General features: G+C 71.5%; 26 protein-coding genes. 14 read left to right on the top strand and 12 right to left on the bottom strand.

Annotated elements, in window-relative coordinates:
- Nucleotides 1-15: 15 nt before the first annotated feature.
- The 3 genes from ACZ7PG_RS23980 to ACZ7PG_RS23970 form a co-directional block, all read right to left on the bottom strand.
- Nucleotides 16-1,371 (bottom strand): PucR-like N-terminal domain-containing protein, encoded by a 1,356-nt coding sequence (locus tag ACZ7PG_RS23980; RefSeq protein ID WP_470241321.1) that lies wholly within the window; start codon nt 1,369-1,371, stop codon nt 16-18.
- 216 nt (nt 1,372-1,587) lie between these two features.
- The gene (locus ACZ7PG_RS23975) at nt 1,588-2,520 is read right to left on the bottom strand and encodes an alpha/beta fold hydrolase (protein WP_470241320.1); all 933 of its coding nucleotides are present in this window, start codon (nt 2,518-2,520) and stop codon (nt 1,588-1,590) included.
- A 335-nt stretch (nt 2,521-2,855) separates the two neighbouring features.
- Nucleotides 2,856-4,064, bottom strand: a complete 1,209-nt coding sequence (locus ACZ7PG_RS23970) for a PucR family transcriptional regulator (protein ID WP_470241319.1) — start codon at nt 4,062-4,064, stop codon at nt 2,856-2,858.
- Between the two features lie 196 nt (nt 4,065-4,260).
- Between ACZ7PG_RS23970 and ACZ7PG_RS23965 the strand changes: the two genes are divergently transcribed.
- Both ACZ7PG_RS23965 and ACZ7PG_RS23960 read left to right on the top strand, forming a co-directional pair.
- On the top strand, nt 4,261-5,457 hold the full coding sequence (locus ACZ7PG_RS23965; protein ID WP_470241318.1) for a PucR-like N-terminal domain-containing protein: 1,197 nt from the start codon (nt 4,261-4,263) through the stop codon (nt 5,455-5,457).
- A 611-nt stretch (nt 5,458-6,068) separates the two neighbouring features.
- Nucleotides 6,069-6,764 (top strand): GNAT family N-acetyltransferase, encoded by a 696-nt coding sequence (locus tag ACZ7PG_RS23960; RefSeq protein ID WP_470241317.1) that lies wholly within the window; start codon nt 6,069-6,071, stop codon nt 6,762-6,764.
- Here ACZ7PG_RS23960 and ACZ7PG_RS23955 read toward each other — a convergent pair.
- Nucleotides 6,654-7,187, bottom strand: coding sequence for a GtrA family protein (locus ACZ7PG_RS23955; protein ID WP_470241316.1), 534 nt, complete (start codon nt 7,185-7,187; stop codon nt 6,654-6,656). The two genes, ACZ7PG_RS23960 and ACZ7PG_RS23955, sit on opposite strands and share 111 nt — an antisense overlap.
- 39 nt (nt 7,188-7,226) lie before the next feature.
- Here ACZ7PG_RS23955 and ACZ7PG_RS23950 point away from each other — a divergent pair, with 39 nt between their 5' ends.
- A complete protein-coding gene (locus ACZ7PG_RS23950; RefSeq protein ID WP_470241315.1) occupies nt 7,227-7,820 on the top strand; it encodes a hypothetical protein in 594 nt (197 codons plus the stop codon).
- On the opposite strand, the gene ACZ7PG_RS23945 is transcribed toward ACZ7PG_RS23950, so the two are convergent.
- Together ACZ7PG_RS23945 and ACZ7PG_RS23940 are read right to left on the bottom strand one after the other, a co-directional pair.
- Nucleotides 7,821-9,005 (bottom strand): lipase family protein, encoded by a 1,185-nt coding sequence (locus tag ACZ7PG_RS23945; RefSeq protein WP_470241314.1) that lies wholly within the window; start codon nt 9,003-9,005, stop codon nt 7,821-7,823.
- The gene (locus ACZ7PG_RS23940) at nt 9,002-9,565 is read right to left on the bottom strand and encodes a hypothetical protein (protein ID WP_470241313.1); all 564 of its coding nucleotides are present in this window, start codon (nt 9,563-9,565) and stop codon (nt 9,002-9,004) included. The genes ACZ7PG_RS23945 and ACZ7PG_RS23940 overlap by 4 nt, the downstream gene beginning before the upstream one ends.
- Nucleotides 9,566-9,882: 317 nt before the next feature.
- On the opposite strand from ACZ7PG_RS23940, the gene ACZ7PG_RS23935 reads away from it, so the two are divergent.
- From ACZ7PG_RS23935 to ACZ7PG_RS23920, 4 genes are all read left to right on the top strand, one after another.
- Nucleotides 9,883-11,109, top strand: coding sequence for a DUF6801 domain-containing protein (locus ACZ7PG_RS23935; protein WP_470241312.1), 1,227 nt, complete (start codon nt 9,883-9,885; stop codon nt 11,107-11,109).
- 65 nt (nt 11,110-11,174) lie between these two features.
- Entirely contained in the window at nt 11,175-12,227 is a 1,053-nt protein-coding gene (locus ACZ7PG_RS23930; RefSeq protein ID WP_470241311.1) for a DUF6801 domain-containing protein, read from the top strand.
- A 79-nt stretch (nt 12,228-12,306) separates the two neighbouring features.
- Nucleotides 12,307-12,645 (top strand): YciI family protein, encoded by a 339-nt coding sequence (locus ACZ7PG_RS23925; protein ID WP_470241310.1) that lies wholly within the window; start codon nt 12,307-12,309, stop codon nt 12,643-12,645.
- The gene (locus ACZ7PG_RS23920; RefSeq protein WP_470242393.1) at nt 12,642-13,865 is read left to right on the top strand and encodes an RNA polymerase sigma factor; all 1,224 of its coding nucleotides are present in this window, start codon (nt 12,642-12,644) and stop codon (nt 13,863-13,865) included. Before ACZ7PG_RS23925 ends, ACZ7PG_RS23920 begins: the two co-directional genes overlap by 4 nt.
- Here ACZ7PG_RS23920 and ACZ7PG_RS23915 read toward each other — a convergent pair.
- Nucleotides 13,852-14,199: a hypothetical protein gene (locus ACZ7PG_RS23915; protein WP_470241309.1), complete on the bottom strand. Its 348-nt coding sequence runs from the start codon at nt 14,197-14,199 to the stop codon at nt 13,852-13,854. The genes ACZ7PG_RS23920 and ACZ7PG_RS23915 overlap by 14 nt on opposite strands.
- Before the next feature lie 196 nt (nt 14,200-14,395).
- Between ACZ7PG_RS23915 and ACZ7PG_RS23910 the strand changes: the two genes are divergently transcribed.
- From ACZ7PG_RS23910 to ACZ7PG_RS23885, 6 genes are read left to right on the top strand one after another with little or no spacing between them, the layout of a single operon-like run.
- Nucleotides 14,396-15,592: a PP2C family protein-serine/threonine phosphatase gene (locus ACZ7PG_RS23910; RefSeq protein WP_470241308.1), complete on the top strand. Its 1,197-nt coding sequence runs from the start codon at nt 14,396-14,398 to the stop codon at nt 15,590-15,592.
- Nucleotides 15,589-17,109: a sensor histidine kinase gene (locus tag ACZ7PG_RS23905; RefSeq protein WP_470241307.1), complete on the top strand. Its 1,521-nt coding sequence runs from the start codon at nt 15,589-15,591 to the stop codon at nt 17,107-17,109. Before ACZ7PG_RS23910 ends, ACZ7PG_RS23905 begins: the two co-directional genes overlap by 4 nt.
- The gene (locus ACZ7PG_RS23900) at nt 17,106-17,546 is read left to right on the top strand and encodes a response regulator (protein WP_470241306.1); all 441 of its coding nucleotides are present in this window, start codon (nt 17,106-17,108) and stop codon (nt 17,544-17,546) included. The genes ACZ7PG_RS23905 and ACZ7PG_RS23900 overlap by 4 nt, the downstream gene beginning before the upstream one ends.
- Before the next feature lie 46 nt (nt 17,547-17,592).
- Entirely contained in the window at nt 17,593-17,952 is a 360-nt protein-coding gene (locus ACZ7PG_RS23895; protein WP_470241305.1) for an STAS domain-containing protein, read from the top strand.
- Between the two features lie 20 nt (nt 17,953-17,972).
- Nucleotides 17,973-18,392, top strand: a complete 420-nt coding sequence (locus ACZ7PG_RS23890) for an ATP-binding protein (RefSeq protein WP_470241304.1) — start codon at nt 17,973-17,975, stop codon at nt 18,390-18,392.
- Nucleotides 18,389-18,889, top strand: a complete 501-nt coding sequence (locus ACZ7PG_RS23885; RefSeq protein ID WP_470241303.1) for an alpha/beta hydrolase family protein — start codon at nt 18,389-18,391, stop codon at nt 18,887-18,889. The genes ACZ7PG_RS23890 and ACZ7PG_RS23885 overlap by 4 nt, the downstream gene beginning before the upstream one ends.
- A 56-nt stretch (nt 18,890-18,945) precedes the next feature.
- Here the strand turns inward: ACZ7PG_RS23885 and ACZ7PG_RS23880 are convergent, their stop codons facing one another.
- The 5 genes from ACZ7PG_RS23880 to ACZ7PG_RS23860 all read right to left on the bottom strand — a co-directional run bounded on the left by ACZ7PG_RS23880 (nt 18,946) and on the right by ACZ7PG_RS23860 (nt 24,367).
- Complete coding sequence (locus ACZ7PG_RS23880) at nt 18,946-20,568, bottom strand: phospholipase C (RefSeq protein ID WP_470241302.1); 1,623 nt, start codon at nt 20,566-20,568, stop codon at nt 18,946-18,948.
- Nucleotides 20,569-20,598: 30 nt separating this feature from the next.
- Nucleotides 20,599-21,837 carry a Dyp-type peroxidase gene (locus ACZ7PG_RS23875; RefSeq protein ID WP_470241301.1) on the bottom strand — a complete coding sequence of 413 codons (1,239 nt, stop codon included), beginning with the start codon at nt 21,835-21,837 and terminating at the stop codon, nt 20,599-20,601.
- 58 nt (nt 21,838-21,895) lie between these two features.
- A complete protein-coding gene (locus ACZ7PG_RS23870; protein WP_470242392.1) occupies nt 21,896-23,053 on the bottom strand; it encodes an EfeM/EfeO family lipoprotein in 1,158 nt (385 codons plus the stop codon).
- A gap of 204 nt (nt 23,054-23,257) precedes the next feature.
- Nucleotides 23,258-24,040, bottom strand: a complete 783-nt coding sequence (locus ACZ7PG_RS23865) for an ArsR/SmtB family transcription factor (RefSeq protein WP_470242391.1) — start codon at nt 24,038-24,040, stop codon at nt 23,258-23,260.
- 78 nt (nt 24,041-24,118) lie between these two features.
- Nucleotides 24,119-24,367: a hypothetical protein gene (locus ACZ7PG_RS23860; protein ID WP_470241300.1), complete on the bottom strand. Its 249-nt coding sequence runs from the start codon at nt 24,365-24,367 to the stop codon at nt 24,119-24,121.
- Between ACZ7PG_RS23860 and ACZ7PG_RS23855 the strand changes: the two genes are divergently transcribed.
- Entirely contained in the window at nt 24,360-24,806 is a 447-nt protein-coding gene (locus ACZ7PG_RS23855; protein ID WP_470241299.1) for a hypothetical protein, read from the top strand. The two genes, ACZ7PG_RS23860 and ACZ7PG_RS23855, sit on opposite strands and share 8 nt — an antisense overlap.
- Nucleotides 24,807-24,953 lie beyond the last annotated feature (147 nt).

Below are 24,953 nucleotides of genomic sequence, written 5' to 3'. Positions count from 1 at the left end.
CGCCCTTGAAGCGGTTCAGGAGCCGAGCAGGGCCTCCGCCCGCAGCGCGATCTCCATGTCGAGCCGGTCGTCGGCGTTGTTGAGCCGGTCGCCGAACAGGTCGATGAGCTGGTGCATGCGGTACCGCACGGTCTGCGGGTGCACCTTGAGCTTCTTCGCGATCTCGGGCGCGCTGCCGCGGGACTGCAGCCAGATCAGCAGCGTCTCGCCGAGCCGCGCCCGCTGCTTCGGCGTGAGGTCGCGGAACGGCTCCAGGCTGCGCGTGCACAGCTCGCGGACCAGGAACTCGTCGGCGAGCAGCCACAACGTGGAGAGGTGGTCGGTGCAGTGCGTGACCGGCGCGTCCGGCAGCACCCCGCGCTGGACGAGCTTCAACGTCCGGCGCGCCCACAGCAGCGACCGCGGCGCGTCGGTGAGCCGCACGGTCGGGCCGATCACCGCGCGCCAGCCCTGCAGCCGCTCGGCGAGGTTCTTCAGGTGCTTCTCCGGGTCGCCGGTGACCAGGCAGGGCTCGCCGCCCTCGAGGTCGACGAGGACGTCGGTGTGCAGGTCCGGCGCGGCGAGGCTGTGCTGGTCGGCGCGGGGTTCGAGGGCGATGACCGTGACCTCGGCGGGCAGCGCCCACTGCGCGGTCGCGGCCTGCGCGCTGATCGTCTGCGGCGCCGACGGCGGGTCGGCGAGCAGCAGTTCGAGCAGCCGTCTCCGGCGGCGCGCGCGGGTGCCGGCGGCCCGGGTCTGCGCCGCCGTGTAGCCCTCGATCGAGAGCGCGGAAATCTCGTCGACGTAGGCGAAGATGGCCTCGGCGCTGGTGCAGAGCGTGTCCGCGGCGACGCCGTTGGCCTGCCCGAACTCCGAGATGTGCCGCCACGCGACGCGCCCGCCGACCCGGTAGGCCGTCTGCAGGCAGTCGAGGCTGCGGCCCTCGTTGAACTCGATCTTGCCGAGGTTGCGGAACACGGTCGTCCACGTCTCGAGCGGCACGGCACCGGGGGTGCCGACACTGTCGAGGCACTGGATGATCGACTGCCGGACACCCTGCGTGATGATGTGCCCGAACGCGCCTTCGAGCGGCTGGCGGTACTCGGGCACCGCCCGCTGGACCTCCTGCAGGATGGCGCGGGCCAGCGGGTCGACCCGCGGCTTGAAGCGGATCGCCAGCTCGCGGGGCAGGGACGCCCACAGCCCGATGGCGCCGGAAGCGCGTGCCGGCCGGGGTTCCCCCGAGGTCCGCTGGGTAGGAGGGTAGGTGGTCCTGATCCGGTCGGCCGACACGGACTGCTGCCGGTACGCCGGTCCGGAAGAGCGCTCGCCGGGGTTGGGCCGGCCCGTCCGCAGTGCGGGGGCGGCGAACCCGGTGTCCACGTCGGTCATGTGTTTTATCCTTGCTGGCAACAAAACTGGCCTCTTCGTCGTCGAAGCCGGTCCGGATTTTGTGGCTCAGGCAACATAATTTCGCGCGAACGGCACTGTCAACGGGTTCTCCGCTGACTTCGGGGTAACCCGTCCGGACTACACCCGAACGGGTGGAACGGCGCGATGCGAGGTGACACTTCCGCTGGGGGCGGATGGTGCGCGGATGACAACTTTTCAGGCGGGTGTTTTCGGGCCCGCGGCGGTCGTGAGCCGGGCGACGACGTCGTCGAGGGTCAGCCGCGCCGGTTCGGTCTCTCGGACGAACTCGTTCAGCAGCAGGCAGAACCCGTCCGGATCGGACACATGTGGAAAGTGTTTCGCGTTTTCCCGCACGGTCAATCGGCCGTTCGGCAGCAGCCCGGCCGTCCGGCGGCCGTGCGCGACGGGGATGAGCGGGTCCTTCGCGCCCCAGACCAGCAGCGTCGGCACGGCTTCGGCCAGGTAGAGCTTGTCGACGGCGCTCGCGCGCTGCCCGCGCAGGTCGATGAGGCTGCGCGCGATGAAGAGGAACGCCCGCCGCCGCGCGGGGTCGGCCAGCGAGCCGAAATGCCTGGCCAGCTCCCGTGTTTCGATTTTCAACGACCCGCCGAGCCGGCGTCCCACTCGGGCGGCGGCCCGCGCGATCGCGAGCGTCACCCGGTTCACGGTCAGCGCCAGCACGACGGGCGCGCCCGGTAACGCCGTGGCCCGCAGCACCGGGCTCACCTCCGGGCCCAGCCCGGCGCTGCCGACCAGCACCAGCCGGTCGCACATTTCCGGGAACTGGTAGGCGAACTGCATCGCGACGCCGCCGCCGAGCGAGTGGCCGACGACGGTCGCGTGCCGCACACCCGACACCGCCAGCACGTCTCGCACGGTGCTCGCCATCGCGCCGAGTCCGTAGTCCGCGCGCGGTGCCTCGGATCCGCCGTGGCCGGGCAGATCGAGCGCCAGCACGCGGCGGCCGAGCGTGGCGCACCGCGCCAGCACCGGTGCCCAGGTCTCGGCGCTGCCCGCGATCCCGTGCAGCAGCACGATCGCTTCGTCACCCGCATCGTCCGGGGGCAGGTGCTCGTGCAGCCGGATCCGGCGGCCGTGGAGGGTGAGCGTGTACGTTTCGAGTGTCATCGGCGGCCTTTCTCGGGAACCCGAAAATAGGGCATCCGACTACTCGCGCCCGATGTGTCGAACACCACTGTCGGCCGAATGCGGGCGGGCATGACAAGAACGGGGTCGAAAAGGCGATCACGGGTGCGCTTTTCCCCGGTTCCACCTGTTTCGCGGATCGACATTCCGCCGGTATCCGCGTATTCCTCGAAGGTATGGCCGCAATGACGCACCGGACGCCGTGATGTCCTGCCGCGCGAGTTTTTCCTGTCCCGATCGGGAGCGCCGGCCGCGGCTGGGCCGCCGTCCGTGGCGGCGCGTGCTGCCGATGCCGGTGCGCGTGCTCGACCGCGCCCTCAGCGCTCCCGCTCACCCTCCGGCCGGTGGGCGCGCATGAGCCGCTGGGCACGCAGCGCGAGCTGCATGCCGAGGCGGTCGTCGGCGTCCTTGAGACGGTCGCCGAACAGCTCCTCGAGCTGCCGCAGCCGGTTGCGCACGGTCTGCGGGTGGACGCCGAGGCGCTGCGCGATCTCCGGCGCCCCGCCGCGCGTCTCCAGCCAGGCCAGCAGCGTCTCGCTGAGCCGGTCACGCTGCTTCTCGCTGAGCGAGGCGAAGGGGTCGAGGCTCTGGCGGGCCAGCTCGGCGGCCAGGAAGTCCTCCGCGAGCAGCCAGAGCGTGGCGAGGTGGTCGCGGCACCAGATGATCGGGCCGGGGATGTCCGGGCCGGACAGCAGCAGGGCTCGGCGTGCGGTGCGCAGCGCGGCCGGGGCGTCGGCCAGCGGCACGGTCGGGGACACCGCGAGCCGCCAGCCGTCGAGCTTGGCCTCCAGGGGCGCCAGGTCGGCGTCGGGATCCCGGGTGAGCAGGTGCGGCCCGGGACCGTCGAGGTCGGCCAGGACGCCGTCGCCGAGCAGGTCGGCGGGGAAGTCGGCGGCGTCGGGGCCGCGTTCGAGGGCGACCATCGCGGCGGTCTCCGGCAGCGGCCAGCCCGCGCCGCCGGCGAGCCCGGCGATGCTGCTCGCGGCGCCTTCGGGACCTTGGACGATCAGCTCCAGGAGCCGTCTCCGCCGGACCGGGACGGCGCCCTCGGCCTCGGCCTGCGCCTGCTGGTAGCCCTCGATCGCGGTGGCGCACAGCTCGTCGACGTAGGCGAAGATGGCCTCCGCGGCGACGGAGATGACCGCCGGGTCGACCCCCGCGTTGACGACGCCGGGGTGCATCGCCCGCCAGGCGACCCGGGCCCCGATGGTGGCGCTGTCCTGCAGGGCGTCGAGGTTGCGGCCTTCGGTGAACTCGATCCGGCCGCGGCGGCGGTAGAACTCGACCCAGTGTTCGTGGGACAGGCTCGGCTCGCCCATCGAGTCGACGCAGTGCTGCACGGCGTACTCGACGCTCTTGACCAGGACTTTCCCGAACACGCCCTTGAGCGGCAGGCCGTAGGCGGGGACCGTGCGCCGGACCTCCTGGATCATCGAGGCCGCGGCGTGCCCGACGTGCGGGCGCAGGCCCGCGCCGAGTGCGCGCGGCAGCGAGGCCAGCAGGCGGAAGCTGCGGTACTCGACCACGAATCCCCCTTCGAGTTCGTCCGGGCGGAGCCGAGCGTATCCGACCGTTGTGTCACTGAAAAATCAACGAGCTATGGCCGGAAAGGGTGACGCGATGACGTCCTTTTGACACGGACGGGTGGGCGTTCTACGCTCCGTGTCGGATGGTGGGGGTCAATTCCGGGCGCCAATTCCCCAGTGAAGGACTGAATTCCGCATGCGTGGTTCGGCTGCCTCGGACGGCTCCGTGTGGGCCCGGCTGCCCCACGCGCTCGGCGACGCGGTGCGCCCGCGGATCCCGGAGATCGCCCAGGCCTGCGTCGACGGGATCGCCGCCGAGATTCCGGATTATTCCGTTGCTTTCGGCCACGGTCCAACCCGGACGGCCGCGATCGAGCAGGCGCGGCGCGGGATCGAGCGGGACATCGACCGCGTCGGCACGCCCGCGCTGTGGCAGGCCGACCGGCTGGCCGAGTTCCGCGGGCACGGGCGCGAGGCGTTCCACAGTGGTCTGAGCCGCGAGTCGGTGCAGGCGGCGGTGCGCGTGTCGAGCCGGGTGACGTGGCGGTGGATCGCCGACGTCGCCCGGGATGCCGGCCTGTCCGGCGACGTCCTGTACGGCGCGGCCGAGGGGATGTTCGCCGACGTCGAGACGTCGATGGCGGCGGTCGCCGAGGGTTACAGCGCGGCGGAAGCGGCGATGTCCGGCACCGGCGAGCGGCACCGCCGGCTGCTGCACGCCCTGATCGGCGGCCGCACACCGGCCGAAGTGGACGGTCTGGTCGCGGCGTCCGGGCTGCCGGTGCCGTCAAGTTTGGCGGCGGTGGCGTTCCGCGCGCTGCCGGGCGCCCCGGAGTTCCCGCCCGGGCTGCTGCCCGAGCACGTCCCGGCCGACCCGTCGGGCACCCCGCCGTCCGCACTGACCCCGGCCCCGGACACGGACCTGGCGGGGCTGGCGTCGTTGCCGGCCGGCTGGCTGGCGGCGGTCGGTCCCCTGGTCCCGCCGGCAGCGGCCCCGGAGTCGTTCCGGGTGGCCCGCCGCGCACTGGACCTGGCGGCGCGCGGGCTGCTGGACGCACCGGGCCCGGTGGTGTGGTGCCGCGACCACCTGACGACGCTGTTGCTGCTGGCGGACGAGTTCCTGGTGACCCAGCTGGCATCGACGACGCTGGCGCCGCTGTCGGAGCTGTCCGGAAGGCGCCGGGAGCAGCTGGCGGAGACGTTGCTGGCGCTGGTCCAGACCCGCGGGAGCGCGCCCGAGCTGGGGAGGCTGCTGGACTTGCACCCGCAGACGATCCGGGCCCGGTTGCGGAAGCTGGGCGAGCTGTTCGGGGCGCGGTTGGATGATCCGGGGGAGCGGCTGCGGCTGGAGCTGGCGTTGCTGGCGGAGCGGGCGTTGCCGGGTGAGGAGTGAGCGGGAGCTGGGTGAGTTGTTCGGGGCGCGGCTGGATGATCCGGGGGAGCGGTTGCGGTTGGAGCTGGCGTTGCTGGCGGAGCGGGCGTTGCCGGGTGAGGAGTGAGCGGGAGCTGGGTGAGTTGTTCGGGGCGCGGTTGGATGATCCGGGGGAGCGGTTGCGGTTGGAGCTGGCGTTGCTGGCGGAGCGGGCGTTGCCGGGCGAGGAGTGAGCCGGAGCTGGGTGAGTTGTTCGGGGCGCGGTTAGACGATCCACGGGAGCGGCTGCGGCTGGAGCGGGCGTTGCCGGGTGAGGAGTGAGCCCGGGGGCTTGGCCCCGTCCGAGGAGGAGGTCAGGCGAGGTCGGCGCTGTTCTCCGAGCACCGAGCACCGAGCACCGAGCACCGAGCACCGGGCGGCGGCGGAGACGCCCCGCCCTTCCCCTGGGGGGCGTCCCCTGGTCCAGTTTATCGGCGGGGCACGACGAAACCCGGCGATCGCCGGGCGAGCGGCCGAGGCATCCACATTCGCGCCGGGCTGTGGACAACTCGCGAACCGCGGCGAAGTGGCCCGGTCCGCGCGGTGTCGATTGGCTCTGGGGGCCAGGCCACTCGCGTCCTAAGCTGCCCCGCATGACCGGACTGCTCACCGAACGTCTTCGGCAGGCCTCCGAGAACGCCGTCGGCATGTGGACCGCCCTTGCCCGCGCTCGCGGGGACCGCGTCCACGAACACTCCACCTTCACCGCCGTCGACGGCCGGCGGTTCCGGATCATGGTCACCACCGGTGCTCCGGACCAGGCCGAGCTGATCGCGGTCGCGAAACTGCAGCGGGAAAACGGGCGGACCGTCGTCGTCGAGGATCCGTTCCGGGTCCTCGATCTCGGCGGGATCGGGATGAGCCCGCGGCAGCTGCCCGTCATGGTGCGTGAACCCGCGCCCGTCCCCGAAGAACCCACCGTCACCCGCGTCGAAACTCGCGCCGAGTTGCGGAAAGCCGAGGACATCGTCGTGCATGGCTTTCCGCTGGAGGAGTACCAGCCCCTCGAGGCCGGGGCGGTCTTCCCGCCCGCGCTCCTGGAACAAGCCTGCTTCCTCAAAGACGGCGAAGGCGCCTGCGTCACCATGGCCGACGACCGGGTCGCCGGCGTCTACTGGGTCACCACCCTGCCCGAGCACCGGTCGAAGGGCGTCGGGCGAGCGCTCATGCACGCCGTCCTACGGCACTTCGAGGACCGTCCCGTCACGCTGACCGCCTCGCGGTCCGGCAAGCCGCTCTACGACAAGCTCGGCTTCACCACTCTGGGGGACGCCAACTGGTGGCGTTGATCTCGGGAACACCCACCGCCGGTAGCCGTACCAGCGGAACGCCGTGCCCGCGCCCGTCCCCAGCACCATCCCCGCCACGAAGTCCGTCACCTCCTGCGCCAGGTAGCTCACGTGCGGGACCGACAGGTGCAGTGCGTACCGCGAGACCAGCGGCGGCACCAGGTTCACCGCCACCGCACCCGCGTTGACCACGACGAACAGTGCCGCCTCGCGCATCGGCCGGTGGCCGCCGCGGCCGGCGAACGACCAGCGGCGGGACAGCAGGTACGCGAACGCCGTGGCGGCCACCGTCGCGAGGAAAAGCGCCGTTACCGGTTTCTCACGGAACACGGTGAGCTTCAGGCTGTAGTCGCCCAGTAGGGTGACCCCGTACGCGGCCAGGCCGACGACGGCGAAGCGGAGCAGCTCTCGCGGCTCGGGCATGGTTCCTCCAGGTGATGCCGACAGGGTGGAGGTCTTTCGATGGCACGCACGGGCGGTGAGGGTGAGCTCCCCTCGGTCGCCGAGCTGGTGAACCTTTCGCAGACGAAACCGCTGATGATCCGCGGTGACCTCGACGCGATGCTCGCCAGGGAAGCCGAGACCGAGCCCGAGACCAAGCCCGACCCGCTCGCCATCCTCGACGCCGAACTGGCGGCGCCGGAGCCCGAGGACGAGCGCCCGCTCGAAGCTCCGCCCGCCGACTCCCGCCGGACCAAGCCGTACGTCCTCGCCGCCGGTGCGGCCGTCGCGCTCGGGCTGGCCGCCGTCGTGCTCTTCCAGCCGCAGCAGGTCGGCGGGACGGCGACGCCACCGCCGGGCGCGACCGCCCCCGCCGCGCCGCCCGCCTCGAGCGAGGCGGTGGAGACGATGAGCGCCTCCGCGGAGCCGCCCCCGCTCACCGCGGAGGTCCACGACTCGCCGGTCCGGACCACGAACCCGCCGGCCGCCGCGGGACGCAAGCCCGCGCCCCCCACGACGTCGGCGCCGCCGGCCGAGGACCAGTGGCAGCAGTACGTGAGCTCGGTGGTCAGCTCGTGGCAGCAACAGCACCCGCACGGCCGGCCGAACCGCTGATCAGCAGTTCGACGTCGCCGGCTTCCCGGCGATCCGGTCCTTGACGAACGCCAGCACGTCGGCGTTGCCGGTGTAGACCAGCGTGATGTGGTCGGTGTCGTAGGTCTTCCACGTCTCCTGGACGCCGGCCGCGCAGTACGTCTTGTGCAGGCTGTCCGCCTGCGCGAACTGCACCAGCTGGTCGCCCGTCCCGTGGTACTGGAACACCGGCACGCGCGGCGGGCTGCCGCCGAGCTTGTTCTCGGTCAGCCGCGCCACCCACGCGGGCTTGATGTAGCCCGGGCCGGTCGTGTAGTCCGCGATCTTCTGGTTCGCGTACGTCGTGAGCAGCTCGAACGTGCACGCGCTCTGCTTCATCTCGGCCAGTTTCGCGCGGCCGTTGTCGCTGAGGAACGAGTCCAGCTGCAGCTCCGGGTAGGCCTGGTCGAGGCCGAGCAGGGCGTAGGCGAACACGCCGAACCCGAACTTGCCGTCGAGCTGCAGCGTCACCTGGACGAGGTCGGCCGGCACCCCGCCGGCCGCGACGCCGACGAGGTTCAGCTCCGGCGCGTACGCCGGCTGCAGCTCCCCGGCCCACGCCGCGGCGCCGCCACCCTGGGAATACCCGCGGAAGACCACCTTCGACGTCGCCGACAGCCCCGCCGCGGGGAGCCGCTGGGCCGCGCGGACCCCGTCGATCACCGCCGGGCCTTCGGACCGGCCCACGACGTACGTCGTCTTCGGCGCGCTCTGGTAGCCCTCGTAGTCGGGGACGGCGACGGCGTACCCCGCGTCGAGGAGGTCGTCGAGGCCGGGCTGCTCGTAGAACGCGCCGATGTCGATCATCTTCGACGGCGTGCACTCGAAGGCCGGGCCGTGGGTGCCGGGGTCGAACGAGACGATCGGGGCGGTCGCGCGGTCGGCGTTCTTCGGGACGAGCACGGTTCCGGTGACGGCGTCGGGCTGCCCGAGCGCGTTCGTGGACAGGTACATCACCTGCCACGCGTCGACGGATGCCTTGCGCGGCCCGGCGTTCGACGTCCGCCAGCGGATGACGTCACCCGGTTTGCCCGCGGGCAGCGGCGAGGGCGGGGTGTAGAAGGAGTCGTCGGACGGACCGGGAACCGGCGCCGCCGACGCCGCGGGCGCGAGGGCCGCGGCGACGACCAGTGCGACGAACGCGGCGAGCGCCCGGCGGGCCGTCACGAGCCCGTCCCGTAGACGCGCTTGCAGGTCGCGGACTCGCTGAAGGCCAGGTTCAGCTCGGGGTTCGCCTTGAGGTCCTTGATCGGGCCCTCCGGGTCGGCGAGCTGGCCCATGGTCGCGTCGGCCTCGGAGATCACCTGGCGCAGGCTGCCCTGGTCGGTCACCTTCGCCTGCTCCATCTTGGACTTCGTCTCGGCGAGCTTCGTCCTGGTCTGGGTGAGGTTGCCGGTCGCCTTGTCCACAGCGGACTGTCCATCCGGGACGGGCGGGACGCCGGCGCCGCGGATGCCGCCCGCCATGTCGTCGAGGGCCGAGCCCAGGCGGCCGAGGAAGTCGACCATCGCGTCCCGGGTCTTCACCGGGTCGGCGTCGTCGACCGCCGGCGGCTGCGAGAGCTTCGCCGAGCCCGCGGCCACCCCGGTGCACACCTTGTCGACCCAGGCCAGCGCCGCGGGGTCGGCGTGCCGGCCGGGGTCGGCCGGGGTGTCCGACCCGCAGGCGGCGCACGACAGAAGTGCGGCCGCCGCCATTGCGAGCACCGCGCTGTGCATTCTTTTCATGGGTTTCGAAGCTACGCGGCGCGGTTGTGCGCGAGCAAGGAGAGAAAGACCGATTGGCACCCGCGTCAACATTTCGCGGTGAGGATTTGTCACGCGCGTCAGCGCTTCGGTGACCGCGCTGTGCTGGGGAAACCTTCCCGTGCCTGCTAGGAACCCGAGCCGGGTGACGTGTCGGCGTGACAATTTGCCGATGCCGTGTGACGTTTTCACCAAAAGCTCTTGATTGACGCCATCGGCGCTCGTTAGCTTACGGTCGGTCGCGATTCTCGGAAAGTGCGCGCCGTTTCGTATCACTGTTGATACACGGAAGGACCAACGTGAGTCACCCAAGAGGCAAGAAGAAGACGGTCGCGGCCGCCGCGGCCACGGCGGCGGTGGGGCTGGTCGCCACCGCACTGGTGCTCGGGGCGCAGACCAGTGCCGCCGACCCGATCTCGCTGACGCTGAACTACCACTGCACGCTGCCGCTGGTGGGTTCCCAGTCGCTGAAGGTGGTGATCAACACCGACCTGCCGACCACGGTGAACACCGGACAGCCGACCGGTGCGTTCGACATCAAGGCGGTGTCCACCATCAACGCGGACACCGTCGCCGGCCTGAGCCTGATCGGGGCCACGACCATCGAGGGCACCGCGACGGCCGCCGCGACCGTCGCCGCGCCGAGCCTCAACCTGCCGGTCAACGTCCCGATCACGCTGGACAAGACGAACATCCCGGCTTCGGGCGAGCTGAACATCAACGCGGCGGGCAAGACCCCGTCGCTGACGTTCACCCAGGCCGGCCAGGCGAAGATCACCGTCGGCGACCTGAACCTCAAGGTCACCCCGCGCAAGGCCGACGGCTCGGTCACCGGCATCACGCCGGACGGCACGATCGACGCGCCCTGCACGCAGGACGCCGGCCAGAACAACACCCTGGCCACGATCACCATCGCCGACGGTGGCGGGACGACCCCGCCCACCACCACCCCGCCGACGACGACACCCCCGACCACCACGCCGCCGACGACCACCCCGCCCACCACGACCCCGCCGGGCGGCGGCATCAAGTACTCGTTCGGCATCACCGGGTCGACGTCGCTGAAGTCGCTCGGCAGCACCGCGCCGATCACCGGCTCCTTCGACGCCGACGTCAACCTGTCGGCCAAGACGTTCACCGGCGACCTGAAGCTGAACCCGACGCACACCGACTTCAAGCTGTTCGGGTTCATCCAGGGCAGCTCGGACGTCAAGGTCGTGCAGAACGGCCAGCAGACCGGTGAGCTGGTCGGCACCGGCTTCAAGGCGCACATCAAGTTCGACACGTTCCTCACCACGGTCAACCTGTTCGGCATCCCGATCAGCACCGACCCGAAGTGCGGCACGGTCAGCTCGTCGACCAGCGAGATGACCACCGGCGCCGACTTCGACCTGCTCAAGGGCGGGAAGCTGTCGGGCACGTACTCGCTGTCCGCGCTGCAGAACTGCGGCTCGTTCAACGACATCATCAGCGCGTTCGCCAAGAGTGACGGCAACTCGCTGGACCTCGTGCTCGCCAAGAAGTGATCCGAGCTGCCGGCCCCCGTCGCGCCGCGGCGGGGGCCGGTGCCACGCCCCGGAAAGGAGTGCCCGTGCCGAAAGCCCGGTCGTCGCTCGCGGCGGGCCTCGCCTGCCTGGTGCTGCCGTTCGCCGCCCCGCCCGCGGACGCGTCGACGCCGATCGACGAGGTGCTGAGCTTCACCTGCCCGTTCCCGTTGATCGGCAAGCAAAAGCTGGACGTCGAGGTGAAGGCGTCCTTCGAGGTGCCGTCCGCGCCCGGCGGCACGTTCACGACCTCCGACCTCACGGTCGCGGTGACCGTGCCGGACAAGTCCACCCGCGGCCTGGCACTGGTCGGCGCGGCGAGCATCGAAGGGACGGCGTCCGCAGGGGTGACGCTGGCCAACGGCTCGTCGACGCTGCCGCTCGCCCTGCCGCTGACCGTGGCGAAGACGGCCGTGCCGGCATCTGGGGCGTTCACCACGCGGGCGACCGGGTCGGTGCCGCCGGTGCAACTGCCGAACGCTGGCCGCACAACGCTGACGATCGGGGACTTCAGCACCCGGCTGACGCCGAAGAAGGCGGACGGCTCGTTCACCGGGCTCGGCTCGTTCACCTCGGACTGCACGCTCGACCCGGGGCAGGACCCGGTGCTGCTGAGCTTCGACGTCGGCGCGGCGGCGCGCAACTACGGCGTCACCGGCACGACGACGCTGAAGGCGCTCGGGGCGACCGCGCCGATCACCGGGTCGTTCACGGGGTTCAGCCCGGCGTTCGACCGGACGCGGGCGGAGTTCAAGGTCTTCGGTTTCGTGCCCGGGACGGCCGACCTGGTGTTCACACCCGAAGGTCCGCAGACCGGCGAGCTGACCGGCGACGGCTTCGTCGCGCATTCCCGGCTGGCCCTGACGCTGCCCCAGGTGACGCTCTTCGGGCTGCCGGTCGCCGACGCGGGCTGCCGGGCGAGCGCGCCGATCCCGGTCGACCTGCGCACCGGCGGCGGGTTCTCCCTGGCCACGGGTGGTCCGGTGACCGGCACCTACGCGATCCCGGCCCTCACCGGCTGCGGCACGTTCACGGCGTACCTGAGTTCGCTGGTCCAGGGGGACGGCACCACGTTCGCGCTCACCCTGACCCCGCGCTGAAAAGATTCCTCCGGCGTTGTCGATTCCGCCGATCCCCGCGTGACGGGGTAGGAAAGGACCACGACGAGAGGAACCGGACATGGCGCAGTACGCGGTGCTGATCTACGAGCGGGTGCCCCCGGAGGACCTGCCGAAGGAAATCATGGACCGGCACCTCGGGTTGCCGGACCGGATCGGCGCGCTGGGCGGCAAGGTGACCGCGGGCCTGGCCCTGCAACCGAACGAGACGGCCACCGCGATCCGCGGCGACCTGGTCACCGACGGGCCGTTCGTGGAGACCAAGGAGGTGCTGGCCGGGGTGTACGTGCTCGAGGCCCGCGACCTCGACCACGCGCTGGCGTGCGCGAAGCTGACGCCGGTCGTCGAGGGCGGCGTCGAGGTCCGGCCGCTCGTCGACTTCCAGGTGGTGCCGGACTGACCGACGTCACCGACGCCGTCGCCGAGGCGCACCGTCGCGAGTGGGCCTACGTGCTCGCCGCGACGGTGCGGGTCACCCGCGACCTCGACGAGGCCGAGGAGGCCGTCCAGGACGCCTACCTCCAGGCGCTGAAGCGCTGGGCGAGCGACGGCGTCCCGGACCGGCCCGGCGCGTGGCTGACCACGGTCGCTCGCCGGACCGCGCTCAACGGCGTCCGGCACCGGGAAGTGCTGCGGCGCAAGCTGCCGCTGCTGGTCGAGCCGGACGCCGCCGAGCCGCCCGAGCCCGCCGGGCCGATCCCGGACGACCGGCTGCGGCTCGTCTTCACCTGCTGCCACCCGGCGCTGGCGCAGGAGGCCCAGATCGCGCTGACGCTGCGGCTGGTGTGCGGCGTCGCGACCGCCGACATCGCGCACGCGTTCCTGGTGCCCGAGCCGACGATGGCGGCCCGGATCACCCGCGCCAAGAAGAAGATCGCCGCCGCACGGATCCCGTACGCGGTGCCGTCGGCCGCGGACCTGCCGGCGCGCGTGTCCGTCGTGCTGACGGTGCTGCACCTGCTCTACTCGGCCGGGCACACCGCGGCGTCGGGCGACGACCTCGTGCGGGACGAGCTGACCGCCCGCGCGCTGGACCTCGCGCGGATGCTGCGGGCCCTGCTGCCCGCCGACACCGAGGTCGCCGGGCTGCTCGCGCTCCTGCTCGTCCACCAGGCCCGCCGGGCCACCCGGACCGACGCCGCTGGACGGCTGCTGCGGCTCGAAGACCAGGACCGGTCCCGCTGGGACACCGCGATGGTCGCCGAAGCCGACCGGCTCGTCGTCGAGGCGCTCAAGGGCGGGCCGCCCGGGCGGTTCAGCGTGCAGGCCGCGATCGCCGCCCTGCACGCCCAGGCGCCGAGCTACGCCGAAACCGACTGGCCGCAGATCCTGACCCTCTACGACGTGCTGCTGCGGCTGTGGCCCTCGCCGGTGGTGGCGCTCAACCGCGCGGTCGCCATCTCCCTGGTCGACGGCCCGGCGGCGGCGCTGGCCGAGATCGCCCGGCTGGAGGACGACGGGCGGCTCGCCGGCTACCGCTACCTGCCCGCCACCAAGGCCGACCTGCTGCACCGCCTCGGCCGCGACGCGGAGGCGGCCGAGGCCTACCGGGCCGCGCTCGCGTTGAGCGACAACGCCGTCGAGCAGGAGTTCCTCGCCGCGCGGCTCAGCGGGGCCTGAACAGCAGGACGTACCCGGCGCCCGAAAGGACCAGTGCGGCCAGGAAGAACCCGCCGTGCAGCGCGGCGCCCATGGCGACGTCCCCGAACAGCTGCACGACCAGCTCCACGATGCCGAGCGCGCCGGCGATCGCCAGCGCGACGCGCGTCCCCCTGACCCCGCGGTAGGCGCCGTAGACCAGCAAGGCCCACAGCCCGGCGCAGACGACGTACGCGAGGATCGCCACCGGGAACGGGACGGCGGCCTCGACGGCCGTCCGCCGGCCGCCCAGCAGCGAACCGAGGAACCAGCACGCGGTCGCGCCCCACCAGGCGAAGGCGGCGCGCGAGGACATGACGGCAGCGTAAAACCGGACCGTCCGGTTCCGGCACGGTCACGACCCGAACCGTTACCCGCGGGGTGTCACACCGAGGTGCTATAAAACGCTACCTCCGTGGGACCGGTTCCACGGTCGTAGGCGGCCGCCGCCGGTGCCGCTAGGGTGATCGTCTGGATGTGCTGGCTCACGAGCAGCCGAACGGGAGAAGCCGGTGACCGCCGCGCACGACTCATCGTGGGACTCCGGCACCCGCTTGCGCGTGCTGCTGGTCGAGGACGACGACGGCGACGCGCTGCTGGTCGAGGAGATGCTGGCGGACACCTCCGTCCCGTTCTCGCTCGAACGCGTCGACACGCTCGCCGCGGCCCTGGCCGGCCCGCTCACCGCCGACTGCGTCCTCCTCGACCTGCAGCTGCCCGACGCCATGGGCCTGAGCGGCCTGACGAAGCTCGGCCAGCGCGCGCCCGGCGTCGCGATCGTCGTCCTGACCGGCGGGCACGACCAGGCCACCGGCGTCGCCGCGGTCGCCGCCGGCGCCCAGGACTACCTCGTCAAGGACCAGGTGGACGGCCCGCTGCTGGTGAAGGCGCTGCGCTTCGCGCGTGAACGCAAGCGCGCCGAGCAGGTCGAGCAGCAGTTCCTGCAGCAGCAGCTGCTCGCCCGCGAGAACGCGCGGCTCGAACGCGGCCTGCTGCCCGTCCCGCTGCTGCGCGACCCGCACCTCGAGCTGGCCTCCCGCTACCGCCCCGGCCGCAACGGATCCCTGCTGGGCGGCGACTTCTACGACGCGATCGAGCTCGCCGACGGCACCGTGCACATGATGATCGGCGACGTCTGCGGCCACGGCCCGGACGAGGCCGCGCTCGGCGTCGCACTGCGGATCGCGTGGCGCTCGCTCGTGATGGCCGGCCTGCCGATGGCCGACGTGCTGAGCATGGTCGAGCGGGTGCTGGTGCACGAGCGGATCGAGCCGCTGTTCGCCACCGTCTGCATGGTCGTCGTCGCGCCGGACCGAAGATCCCTGCGCCTGTCGCTGGCCGGGCACCTGCCGCCGCTGCTGCTCACCCCCGGCGACGGGCACCTGCTGTCCGGGAGGTGCCTCGGCGTCCCGCTCGGCGTCGTCGAAGGCACGAAGTGGGAGGCCCTCGACGTGCCGCTGGAACCGGGCTGGTCACTGCTGCTCTACACCGACGGCGTGTTCGAGGGCCGCGTCGGCGCCGGGTCGGAACGGCTCGGCCACGAGCGGATGGCCGCCATCGTCCTCGAGATCCAGCACGACGCCGGGCTCGACGGCACCGACCTGCTCGACGAGCTGATCGCCCGCGCCGAACGGCTCAACTCCGGCCCGCTCGACGACGACGTCGCCCTCGCCCTGCTCAGCCACGACCCGGGGAAGCAGGTTCGATGAGCGCCGACGCACGCGGCTGGACGATCCGCCGCTGGCTCACCCTGTTCGCCGTCGTCGAAGCGGTCCTGCTGCTCGCGGCGCTGGCCGGCGGCGGGATCGCGATGAACAACCTCACCGACGCCCGCAACCGCCTGCTCGACGTCATCGGTGCCCAGCGGCTCGCCGCCATCCAGCTGTCGACGGCCCTGCTGAACCAGGAGACCGGCGTCCGCGGCTACCAGCTCGGCCGGCAGCCGGACTTCCTCACCCCGTACACCGACGGCGTCCGCGCGCAGGCCGACGCCGTCACCCAGCTGCGGCGGCTCGGGGCCACGCCGGGCACGCAGATCGGCGACGACCTCGAGCGCGTCCAGCGGGCGGCGTCGATCTGGCAGGCGACGATCGCGCCCACCATCACCCCGGCCGCGCCCCCGGTCACCCCGGCGCAGGCCGACCGCAACCGGACCCAGTTCGACGCGGTCCGCGGCGCCCTCGACGCGCAGGCCGCGCACTTGGCGACGCTGCGCAACGAGGGCCGCGCCGACCTCGACGGCGCGGCGAGCTTCCTGACCGCGATGCTCATCGCCGTCGCGGTACTGGTCGTGCTGCTGTTCGTGGTGCTGTTCCTCGGGCTGCGGCGGGTCATCACCCGGCCGATCCTGCGGCTGGCGGGCGAGGTCCGCCAGGTCGCCGACCAGGACGTCCACCGGCCGGTGCACGGGAGCGGGCCGCGCGAGATCGCCCAGCTCGGCGCCGACGTCGAGGCGATGCGGCAGCGCATCCTCGACGAGGTCGCCGAGCTCGAGCGGGCGCACGCGATGCTGGACCGCCGGACGCGCGAGCTGGAGCGGTCGAACGCCGACCTGGAGCAGTTCGCCTACGTCGCTTCGCACGACCTCCAGGAGCCGCTGCGCAAGGTGGCGAGCTTCTGCCAGCTGCTGCAGAAGCGGTACCAGGGCCTGCTCGACGAGCGCGGCGAACAGTACATCGAGTACGCCGTCGACGGCGCGAAGCGGATGCAGATCCTGATCAACGACCTGCTGGCGTTCTCGCGGGTCGGGCGCAAGCCGGGCGAGCACGTCGTGGCCGAGGCGACCCGGCTGGTCGACGACGCCGTGGCGAACCTGGAGGTCGCGCTCTCGCTGAGCGCCGGCAAGGTCGAGCACGGCGAGCTGCCCGAGGTGCGCGTCGAGCCGGCGCTGATGACGGCGGTGTTCCAGAACCTCATCGGCAACGCGCTGAAGTTCAAGGGCGAGACGCCGCCGGAGGTGCGGGTCACCGCGGAGCGCGACGGCGACGACTGGGTCTTCGCCGTGTCGGACAACGGGATCGGCATCGACGCGGAGTACGCCGAACGGGTCTTCGCGCTGTTCCAGCGGCTGCACACCCGCACCGCGTACCCCGGCACCGGCATCGGCCTGGCCCTGTGCCGCCGGATCGTCGAGTACCACGGCGGCCGGATCTGGCTCGACACCGAGGCCGAGAACACCACGTTCCGCTTCACCATCCCGGCCGGCGAGGACCAGGGGGACGCATGACGCAGACGCACGGCCCGATCGACATCCTGCTGGTCGAGGACGACCCCGGCGACGTGCTGATGACGCGGGAAGCCTTCGAGCACCACAAGATCCGCAACGCGCTGCACGTCGCGAGCGACGGCGTCGAGGCGCTCGAGTTCCTGAACCGGAAGGGACGCTTCGGGCAGGCGCCGCGCCCGGGGCTGATCCTGCTCGACCTCAACCTGCCCCGCAAGGACGGCCGGGAGCTGCTCGGCGAGATCAAGCAGGACCCGTCCCTGCGCACCATCCCGGTGGTCGTGCTGACGACGTCCGAAGCGGACGAGGACATCGTGCGCAGCTACGACCTGCACGCCAACGCCTACGTCACCAAGCCGGTCGACTTCGACAAGTTCGTCGAGGTGGTCCGGAAGATCGACGACTTCTGGGTCACGGTCGTCCAGCTGCCGCACCGGTGAGGCCATCGTTGGCGTGCCGGCGGAGATTGGGGCACCATAAAGCGCCGTGACCTCTTCATCCCGGGATCTTCCCGCCGTCGAGCTGGCGGTCACGCTCGACTGGCGGGACACGGCCGCGGTGCTGCGCGTCGCGGGGGAGATCGACCTGGTGAGCGCGCCGGAGTTCGAGGAGGTCGTCGGCGTCGTGCTGGCCGGCGAGCCGCGGACGCTGGTGGTCGACCTGCGCGAGGTGACGTTCTTCTGCTCGGCGGGCCTGCAGGTGCTCGCGGCGGCGCACCGCAGGCTGCCCGAGCACGCACTGCGGGTGGTGAGCGACTCGCCGGTGACGTCGGGGCCGCTCAAGACCACCGGCCTCGACACGTGGATCGGCATCCACGCGACGGTCGACGAAGCGCTGGCCAAGTGACGGGCCCGGAAAGGCAACCGATGGACGAACCTCCGGGACCGTTCCGCTGTCACGGCGTGCAGGCGGTGCCCCAGGCCCTGCGGCGGCTCCGGCACGACCTGATGGCGTGGGTCCTCGCGGCGGGCGTCGACGCGGGCCGGGCGCAGGACATCGTGCTGGCGAGCTACGAGGCGCTGGCCAACGTCGCCGACCACGCGTACGACGGGGCGGGGTCCGGGGCGGTCGACCTCGACGCGGAGGTGCACGCGGACCGGATCGAGGTGGTCATCACCGACCAGGGCAAGTGGCGGACCCCGGTGGTGGATCCGCGCCCGGTTTCCGCGCGGGGGCGCGGGTTGATGCTGCTGCGGGCGAGTGCCGACCGGGCGGACATCGCGTCCGGCGAGTCGGGCACGGTTGTCACCCTGGCCTGGGACCTGGCGCCCGTGCACCCGTCGTGAGGGAAACCGGTCGGGCGGCCCGGCTCCGGGCACACGCGCCACTGGTGCTGATGGGGCACGGCGGCGGCCTGCACAAGAAGACGCCGGCCCTCGCGGCCCGGGCCCGCGACGCCGTGACCCGCCATGGCTTCTCCGTCGTGGCCATCGACGCGCCCGGGCACGGCGACCGCCCGCGCTCGGCCGAAGACGAGCGGGTCCGCGCCGGCTTCCGGCGGGCGCACGCTTCCGGTGACACCGGACGGTTCCGCTCGATCAGCATCGGCTACGCCCGCTCGCCGGCGGAGCGGGCCGTCCCCGAATGGCAGGCCACCCTGGACGCCCTTCGGCGGCTGCCCGAGATCGGCCGGGCCGCGCCGATCGGCTACGGCGGCGGCATCTCGCTGGGTACCGCGATCGGGGTGCCGCTGACCGCGGCCGAACCCCGGATCGCGGCGGCCGTCTTCGGAGGGGGCTCCGCTGGATCGGCGTCGACGAGGGTTTCCTGGCCCGCCACCTGAACTGACGGAAAACGGGCCCGTGGCGGAGTCGCCACGGGCCCGTCGTCCACTGCGGACTAGCTGTGTGTCACCGCACCGGTCTTCGGGTCGAGCGTGACCTTCTTGGCCTGGGGCCACCAGAAGTCGAACATCCCGGTCATCGACCCGGCACGCGAATCGAACGACGAGTCGCCGATCCGGCCGGCGAACCAGTTGTCCTCGATGAACTTCAGCACCGAGGTCTGGTCCGTCTGCGTGTGGTCGACGTGGTTCACCTTGCTGTACGGCGAAATCACCAGCAGCGGCAGCCGCGGGCCGTAGCCGCAGCGGTCCGCGTACGTGCCCACCTTCGTCGGCTTGCCCGTGCACACCGCCTGGTCCTGCGCCGCGTCGTGCGAACCGTTGACGACCTTCGACTGCTGGTGGTCGTACCAGCCGTCGGAGTCGTCGTAGGCCAGGACGATCGCCGTCGACTTCCAGTCCGGGGACTGCTGGATCTTGTTGATCTCACCGACGACGAACTGCTGCTCGTCGAGCGGGTCCGAGTAACCCGCGTGGCCGTCCTGGTACTCCGGGGCCTTCAGGAAGCTCACCGCGGGCATCGAGCCGGCCTTCAGCGCGGCGTCGAAGTCCGAGGTGTCGTACTGGTGGTTCGCGCGGTCGGTCTGGCCGATCGCCTGCACCGACGACGGCGGAAGGTGCTTCGGGTTCGCCGTCGACGGGTAGTACTGGAACGGCTCGTGGTGCGGGCTGTAGTCCACCGCCGCGTTGCCGCCCACGTTGGTGTGGGTCTGGCCGCACACCGCGTAGCCGTTCGCTTCGCCGGTGGGACGGAAACCGCCCTGGAACCAGCCCCACGTCACGTGGCGCTGGTTGAGCAGGTCACCGACGTTGCGGCCGTGCATCGTGGCCAGGTTGTCCTTGCTCGTGTGGTTCTTGTCCGAGCAGTCGTCCCACGCCGGGTCCGGGTCGTTGATCATCGTGCCGACGCCGTTCGCGTCCGGCGACTGCACGGCGTAGGCGTCGCTGACCGGCTCGTGCGTCACCGGGTCGACCGCCTGGACGCCGTGCGTGTTGCCGGAGATCAGGTCGACCGCGCCCGGGCTGGACGGCCCGAAGACCGTGTTGAACGAGTTGTCGTTCAGCGCGTAGTGCTGCGCGTAGTTCCACATGCCGGTGACGGTGTTGCCGTCGTAGTAGTCCATCACGAGGCCGGGCTCGCCGAACAGGACCGGCTGGCCGGTGCACTTGTCCGTCTCGGTCTTCTCGACGAACTTGTCCATCTTGCCGCCGTTGAAGGCGGCTTGTTCGGCGCCGTAGTTGTGGTTCTGGTCGCAGGTCAGCGCCTGCTCGTGCGTGAGCCGCTTGGGGTTGTAGGCGTTCGGGTTGTCGGTCAGCAGCTTCTTGTCGAGGCCGTTGACCTTCGGGGTGTTGCGCGCGGCCTGGAACGGGGTGCCGTCGGTGTTGGCCGCGTTCGGGTAGGTGCCGAAGTAGTGGTCGAACGAGATGTTCTCGCCGAAGATGACCACGACGTGCTTGATCGGCGTCGCCGTCGGGATGCCGTGCGCGGGGAACAGGTTCAGCGGCTGGGCGTCCGCGGTGCTCGCCGCGGAGCCGGTGACGACGGCCAGCGTCGCCACCGAGGCGAGTGCCCCGGCGCCGAGCAGGCCGCGCCGTCGCCGGCGGGTTCTCTTGTCCACAGTGGGTTCCTTTCGTGGTGGGTTCGCTTGTCAGGCGAGCAATGAGCGGCCGAAGTGGTCGTCCGGGCCGGTGACGCCCGGCAGCGCGAAGAAGTAGCCGCCGCCGAACGGGGAGATGTAGTCGGTCAGGGGTTCGTCGGCCAGCCGCGTCTGGACCGCCTCGAACTGGCGCTCGAGGTCCTGCTGGTAGCAGACGAAGATCAGGCCCATGTCGAGGTTGCCGTTGCTGTCGACGCCGCGGTCGTAGTTCACCGCGCGGCGCAGGATCCGGCTGGCGTCGGTCTCGGGGGTGCGGGGGTTGGCCTTCCGGATGTGGCTGGTCAGCGGGATGACGGTGCCGACCGGGTCGTCGGCGTAGCGGGGGACGTCGGTTTCCGCGGTGCCGTCGAGCGGGGCGCCGGTGTCGCGGCGGCGGCCGAACATGTTCTCCTGCTCGGCCAGCGAAACCCGGTCCCAGAACTCGACGAGCATCCGGATCAGCCGGACGACCTGGTAGCTGCCGCCCGCGGCCCACGCGGGCTCGCCGGCGTTCGTCCACACGAGACTGTCCGCTTCGGACGGTTCCGGGTTCGCGGTGCCGTCCTTGAAGCCCATCAGGTTGCGCGGGGTGCCTTCCGGCCGCGGCGGTGAGCTGAAGCCGTTGAGCTTCCAGCGCGGCTGCATGCCGCCGCGGGTCGCGCGAGCGATGTCGCGCAGGGCGTGCAGCACGGTGTCGGTGGAGTTCGCGGAGAGGGTGAGGCTGAGGTCGCCGTGGCACTGGGCGGGGTCGAGGGCGTCGTTCGCGAACGTCGTCATCGGCTTCAGCTTGGCGGGCTTGAGTTTCGCGAGTCCGTAACGGTCGTCGAACAGCGACGCGCCGGCGCCGAGGATCACGCCCAGATCGCCACCGGGGACAACGGGCCCGAGCACCCCGGAGTCGGCGGGCGGCGCACTGATCCCGAGGGCGGCGGGTGCCCCGCCCCCGGTGAGGAACCGCGCCCGGTCGGTGATGGCCCGGAAGAGATCGGTCAGCTCGGCTTTGTTCTGCGCGACGACATCGAAGGAGGCGACGATCGTCTGGGTCGGCGGGGTCCGCAGGATGGCGGCCTGGTTCTTGCCGTGGAAGGCGACGGGAGCGGTGCTGTCGGTGGCGGAGCCGCCGGAGGAGGCCCCGAGCCCGGCCCCGGCGGCGACGGTCAGGCCGGCACCGACGGCGGCCCGGCGCAGGAAGGACCGGCGGGGAACGCCGGAAGCCGGGTGGGGAACGGGACAACGAGACTGGTCGGTCACGAGACCCTCCTCGGCTCGGTGGCGGCGCGGTGCGGCGCGGTCCTGCGAGGCCGGGCCATCACGAAACCCTCCTCGGCTCCGCGATCGCGGCGATCGGGGCCAGCAGCTCCGTCAGCTCGCTCACGTCGGCGTTCAGCTTCTGCCTCTCCCTCTGCGGCAGTTGCCCCAGCGGGGTCCACGTGCCGTCCGGCCGGTGGGCTGCGTCCAAAGTGGTCTGGGTGCGCGTCAGCCAGCTGTCCACCTTGGACAGATCCGGGTACCTCGGTGCCAGCAACGGGCGGAGGACGTCCAATACCGCGCGGGTGCCGTCGAGGTTGGCGCGGGCCGTCGCGAGGGTGGTGCCGCTGCCGTAGTCCGTGCGGCCCGTCAGTTCGAACTGCAGCGTGTTCTCCATGATCTCGTGCGCGCGCAGGCCGAGGTCGTTGCCGTCGACCTGGCTGTCGGCGAACGACGCCTGCAGCGCGCGGGCGTCCGTGTCCAGCTGGTCGGCCACCGGCGCGAGCGCGCCCAGGTCTTCGGCGTGCCAAAGGCCCTGCTCAAGGCGGTGGAAGCCGGTGAATCCCTCGTCCGACGTGCCGTTCGGGAGGCCGTCGGCGGTGCCGTTGAGCGCGCCGTCGGAGTCGCCGAACGCGTCGTACGCCGCGCCCAGCCGCTCGTACGTCAGGTGGGCCGTCAGCCAGGCGGCCTCGCTCGCCGCACGGTCGCCGCCGTGGACGGCGTTCTTCAGCGCGCCCGTGTTCGCGACCAGCTCGCCGAGACCCGTCGTGACGTGCTGCTGGTACGCCTTGAGCGGCCCGAGCAGGTCGTTGTGCGTCACGGGCGCGACGCCCGGGCCGGTCCGCTCGGCCCCGCCGCTGACCTGCACCGCCGGCCCGACGATCGCGCCGGCGTCCTCGGGCAGGCAGCGGAACGCGTAGCTGCCGTTGCCGAGGTTGACCTGCAGCGGCCGGGTGGTCGCCGGGCCGAGGCCCTCGACCTCGCCGTAGATCACGCCGGTCGCGGGGTCGATCAGGTCGACCTCGGCGGTCACCGACCCGGTGTTGTGCAGGCGGAACGTCTGCGGTCCCGGCTTCGGGTCGGCCCAGCCGGTGCCGCACGCCGAGCGCGACACCGCGATCTCGGGATCACCGGCGGACGCGCTGTCCGGCCAGAACGCCACGACGGCTCCCGCCGCGGCGACCACGACCACGGCCGCCACGATCCAGCGGCTACGCACTGACCCCGGCACGCACGCTCTCCCGTCACTCGATCGGACCATCACCGGTCACGGATTATGCGAGCCTATCGCCCGAAAAACCGCATCGGATGCCGTCGAGAGGAGGGAATTCACCGGGACTTCAGCCCGGCGCCCACGAAAGGGGGAGAAACCAGACGATTTCCTGTGCCAGATCTGTCTGGTTGGGACGATTGGTCCGGTTGGTTACGCTCCGGGCAGCGGAGAGCCGGTCTCCAGCAGCGTCTTCAGGCTCGAGAGCAGCGCGGGCCAGCCCTGGCTGCACATCGCCATGACCGTGCTGCCGGGCTCGAAGCCGTCGTGCAGCACCGTCAGCTTCACGGTTTCCCCCTGCGGTTCGAGGGTGAAACTGACCTTGGAACGGCCTTCCTGACGCAGCTTCGAAAGCGTTTCCGCGTCGATTCCGTTTCCGTTCGCCCATTCGTCGGTGAACGTGTGCCAGGTGTAGGAAAGACGGTGGTACGGGTCCGATTCGAGGACGACCTGGTCGGGGTGGCTCGTTTTCGCGCCGCTTTCCGCCCAGACCATCGGCGAGCCTTTTTTCCAGTCGGTTTCGAAGGCGACACCCCAGTACTGCCGGGTGAACGCCGGTTCGGTAAGCGCTTGCCAGAGCTTTTCCGGGGTCGTGCTGATGTAGGAGGTGTAGACGAATTCGTTCATGGTTTCGGACTCCAGGGCTCGTTTCAGATCGGCCAGCGCGCCGGCCCGCCGCCGGTCGTAGCGGGTCATCCAGCGCTCGGCGATCGCGTTGATCGGCGCCGCGTCGAGGTGGTGCAGCTTTTCGCGGCCGCGCCAGGTCGTCGTGACCACGCCGGCCGCCTCGAGCACGGCCAGGTGCTTGCTCACCGACTGGCGGGCCATGTCCAGCCCCGCGCACAGTTCGCGCAGGGTCTGGCCGTTGCGCTCGTTGAGCGCGTCCAGCAGCTGACGGCGGCTGGGGTCGGCCAGCGCCTTGAACACCTCGTCCATCGCGCCTTCCCGTGCACATGCAGCCGTTCGGCTGCCTATGCACGATAGGCAGCCGAACGGCTGCATGTCAACCGGAGGTCAGCGGAAGCGGACCACCGTGATGCCCGCGAGCACGAAGAACACGAGGATGACCAGGGTGCCGGTCTGCCCGCCGGACGACCGCGTCACGACCTGGTCGACCGCGCCGGTCAGCCGCACCCCGCACTCGGCGACGACGGTGTGCGGCCCCGCCTCGATCCGCGTGAACTCGACGGGCGCGGTGAAGGCGCCGGAAGCGTCGGTGTAGGCGGAGCCGACCTCGACGCCGTCGGAGGTCAGGGTGACCATCCGGCTCGGCTCGCAGCCCTTGCCGGACGCCGACAGCTCGTCACCGGGCTGGACGCTCGGCCGGTCGAGCACCAGTTCGCCCGGCTTGGGCTCGGTGCTGGAGGTGGTCGTGGTGCCGGGGGTGGTCGGCGTGGTGGACGACGGGGGTGTGGTCGTGGTCGTCGGCGGGGTGGTGCTGGTCGTGACCGGCGGGGTCGTGGTGAGGCTGGGCTTGCTCGGCCGCGTGGTCACCGGCGGGGTCGTGGTGGTGGTCGGCGGCGGCGGGGTCGTGGTGGTGACCCCGGTGACGACAAAGGTGCCGCTGGCGGTCTCCTTCTGGCTCGTGCAGGTCGCGGTGACCGTGTACGAGCCGGGCTTCGCGTCCGCGGGAACGGCCGTGGAGCGCGACCCGCTGACCTTCGGAGCCGTCTGTGAGTCGAGCGGCGTGCCTGCCCAGTAGAAATTGATGATCCGGCAGGTCGGGAATCCATTCCACGAAATAGTGAATGAACTACCGGCTTTCCCAGTTGATGGTGTCAAACTAACCGAAGGTGGAACTTGTGCATTACCCGTGCTCATGAACGCGAGGAGAAGCAGCGTTCCCGTC

Source organism: Amycolatopsis sp. NPDC114504 (assembly GCF_055633595.1).
The sequence above is the reverse complement of the archived record's forward strand: the minus strand, read 5'-3'. Positions and strand labels throughout refer to the sequence as shown.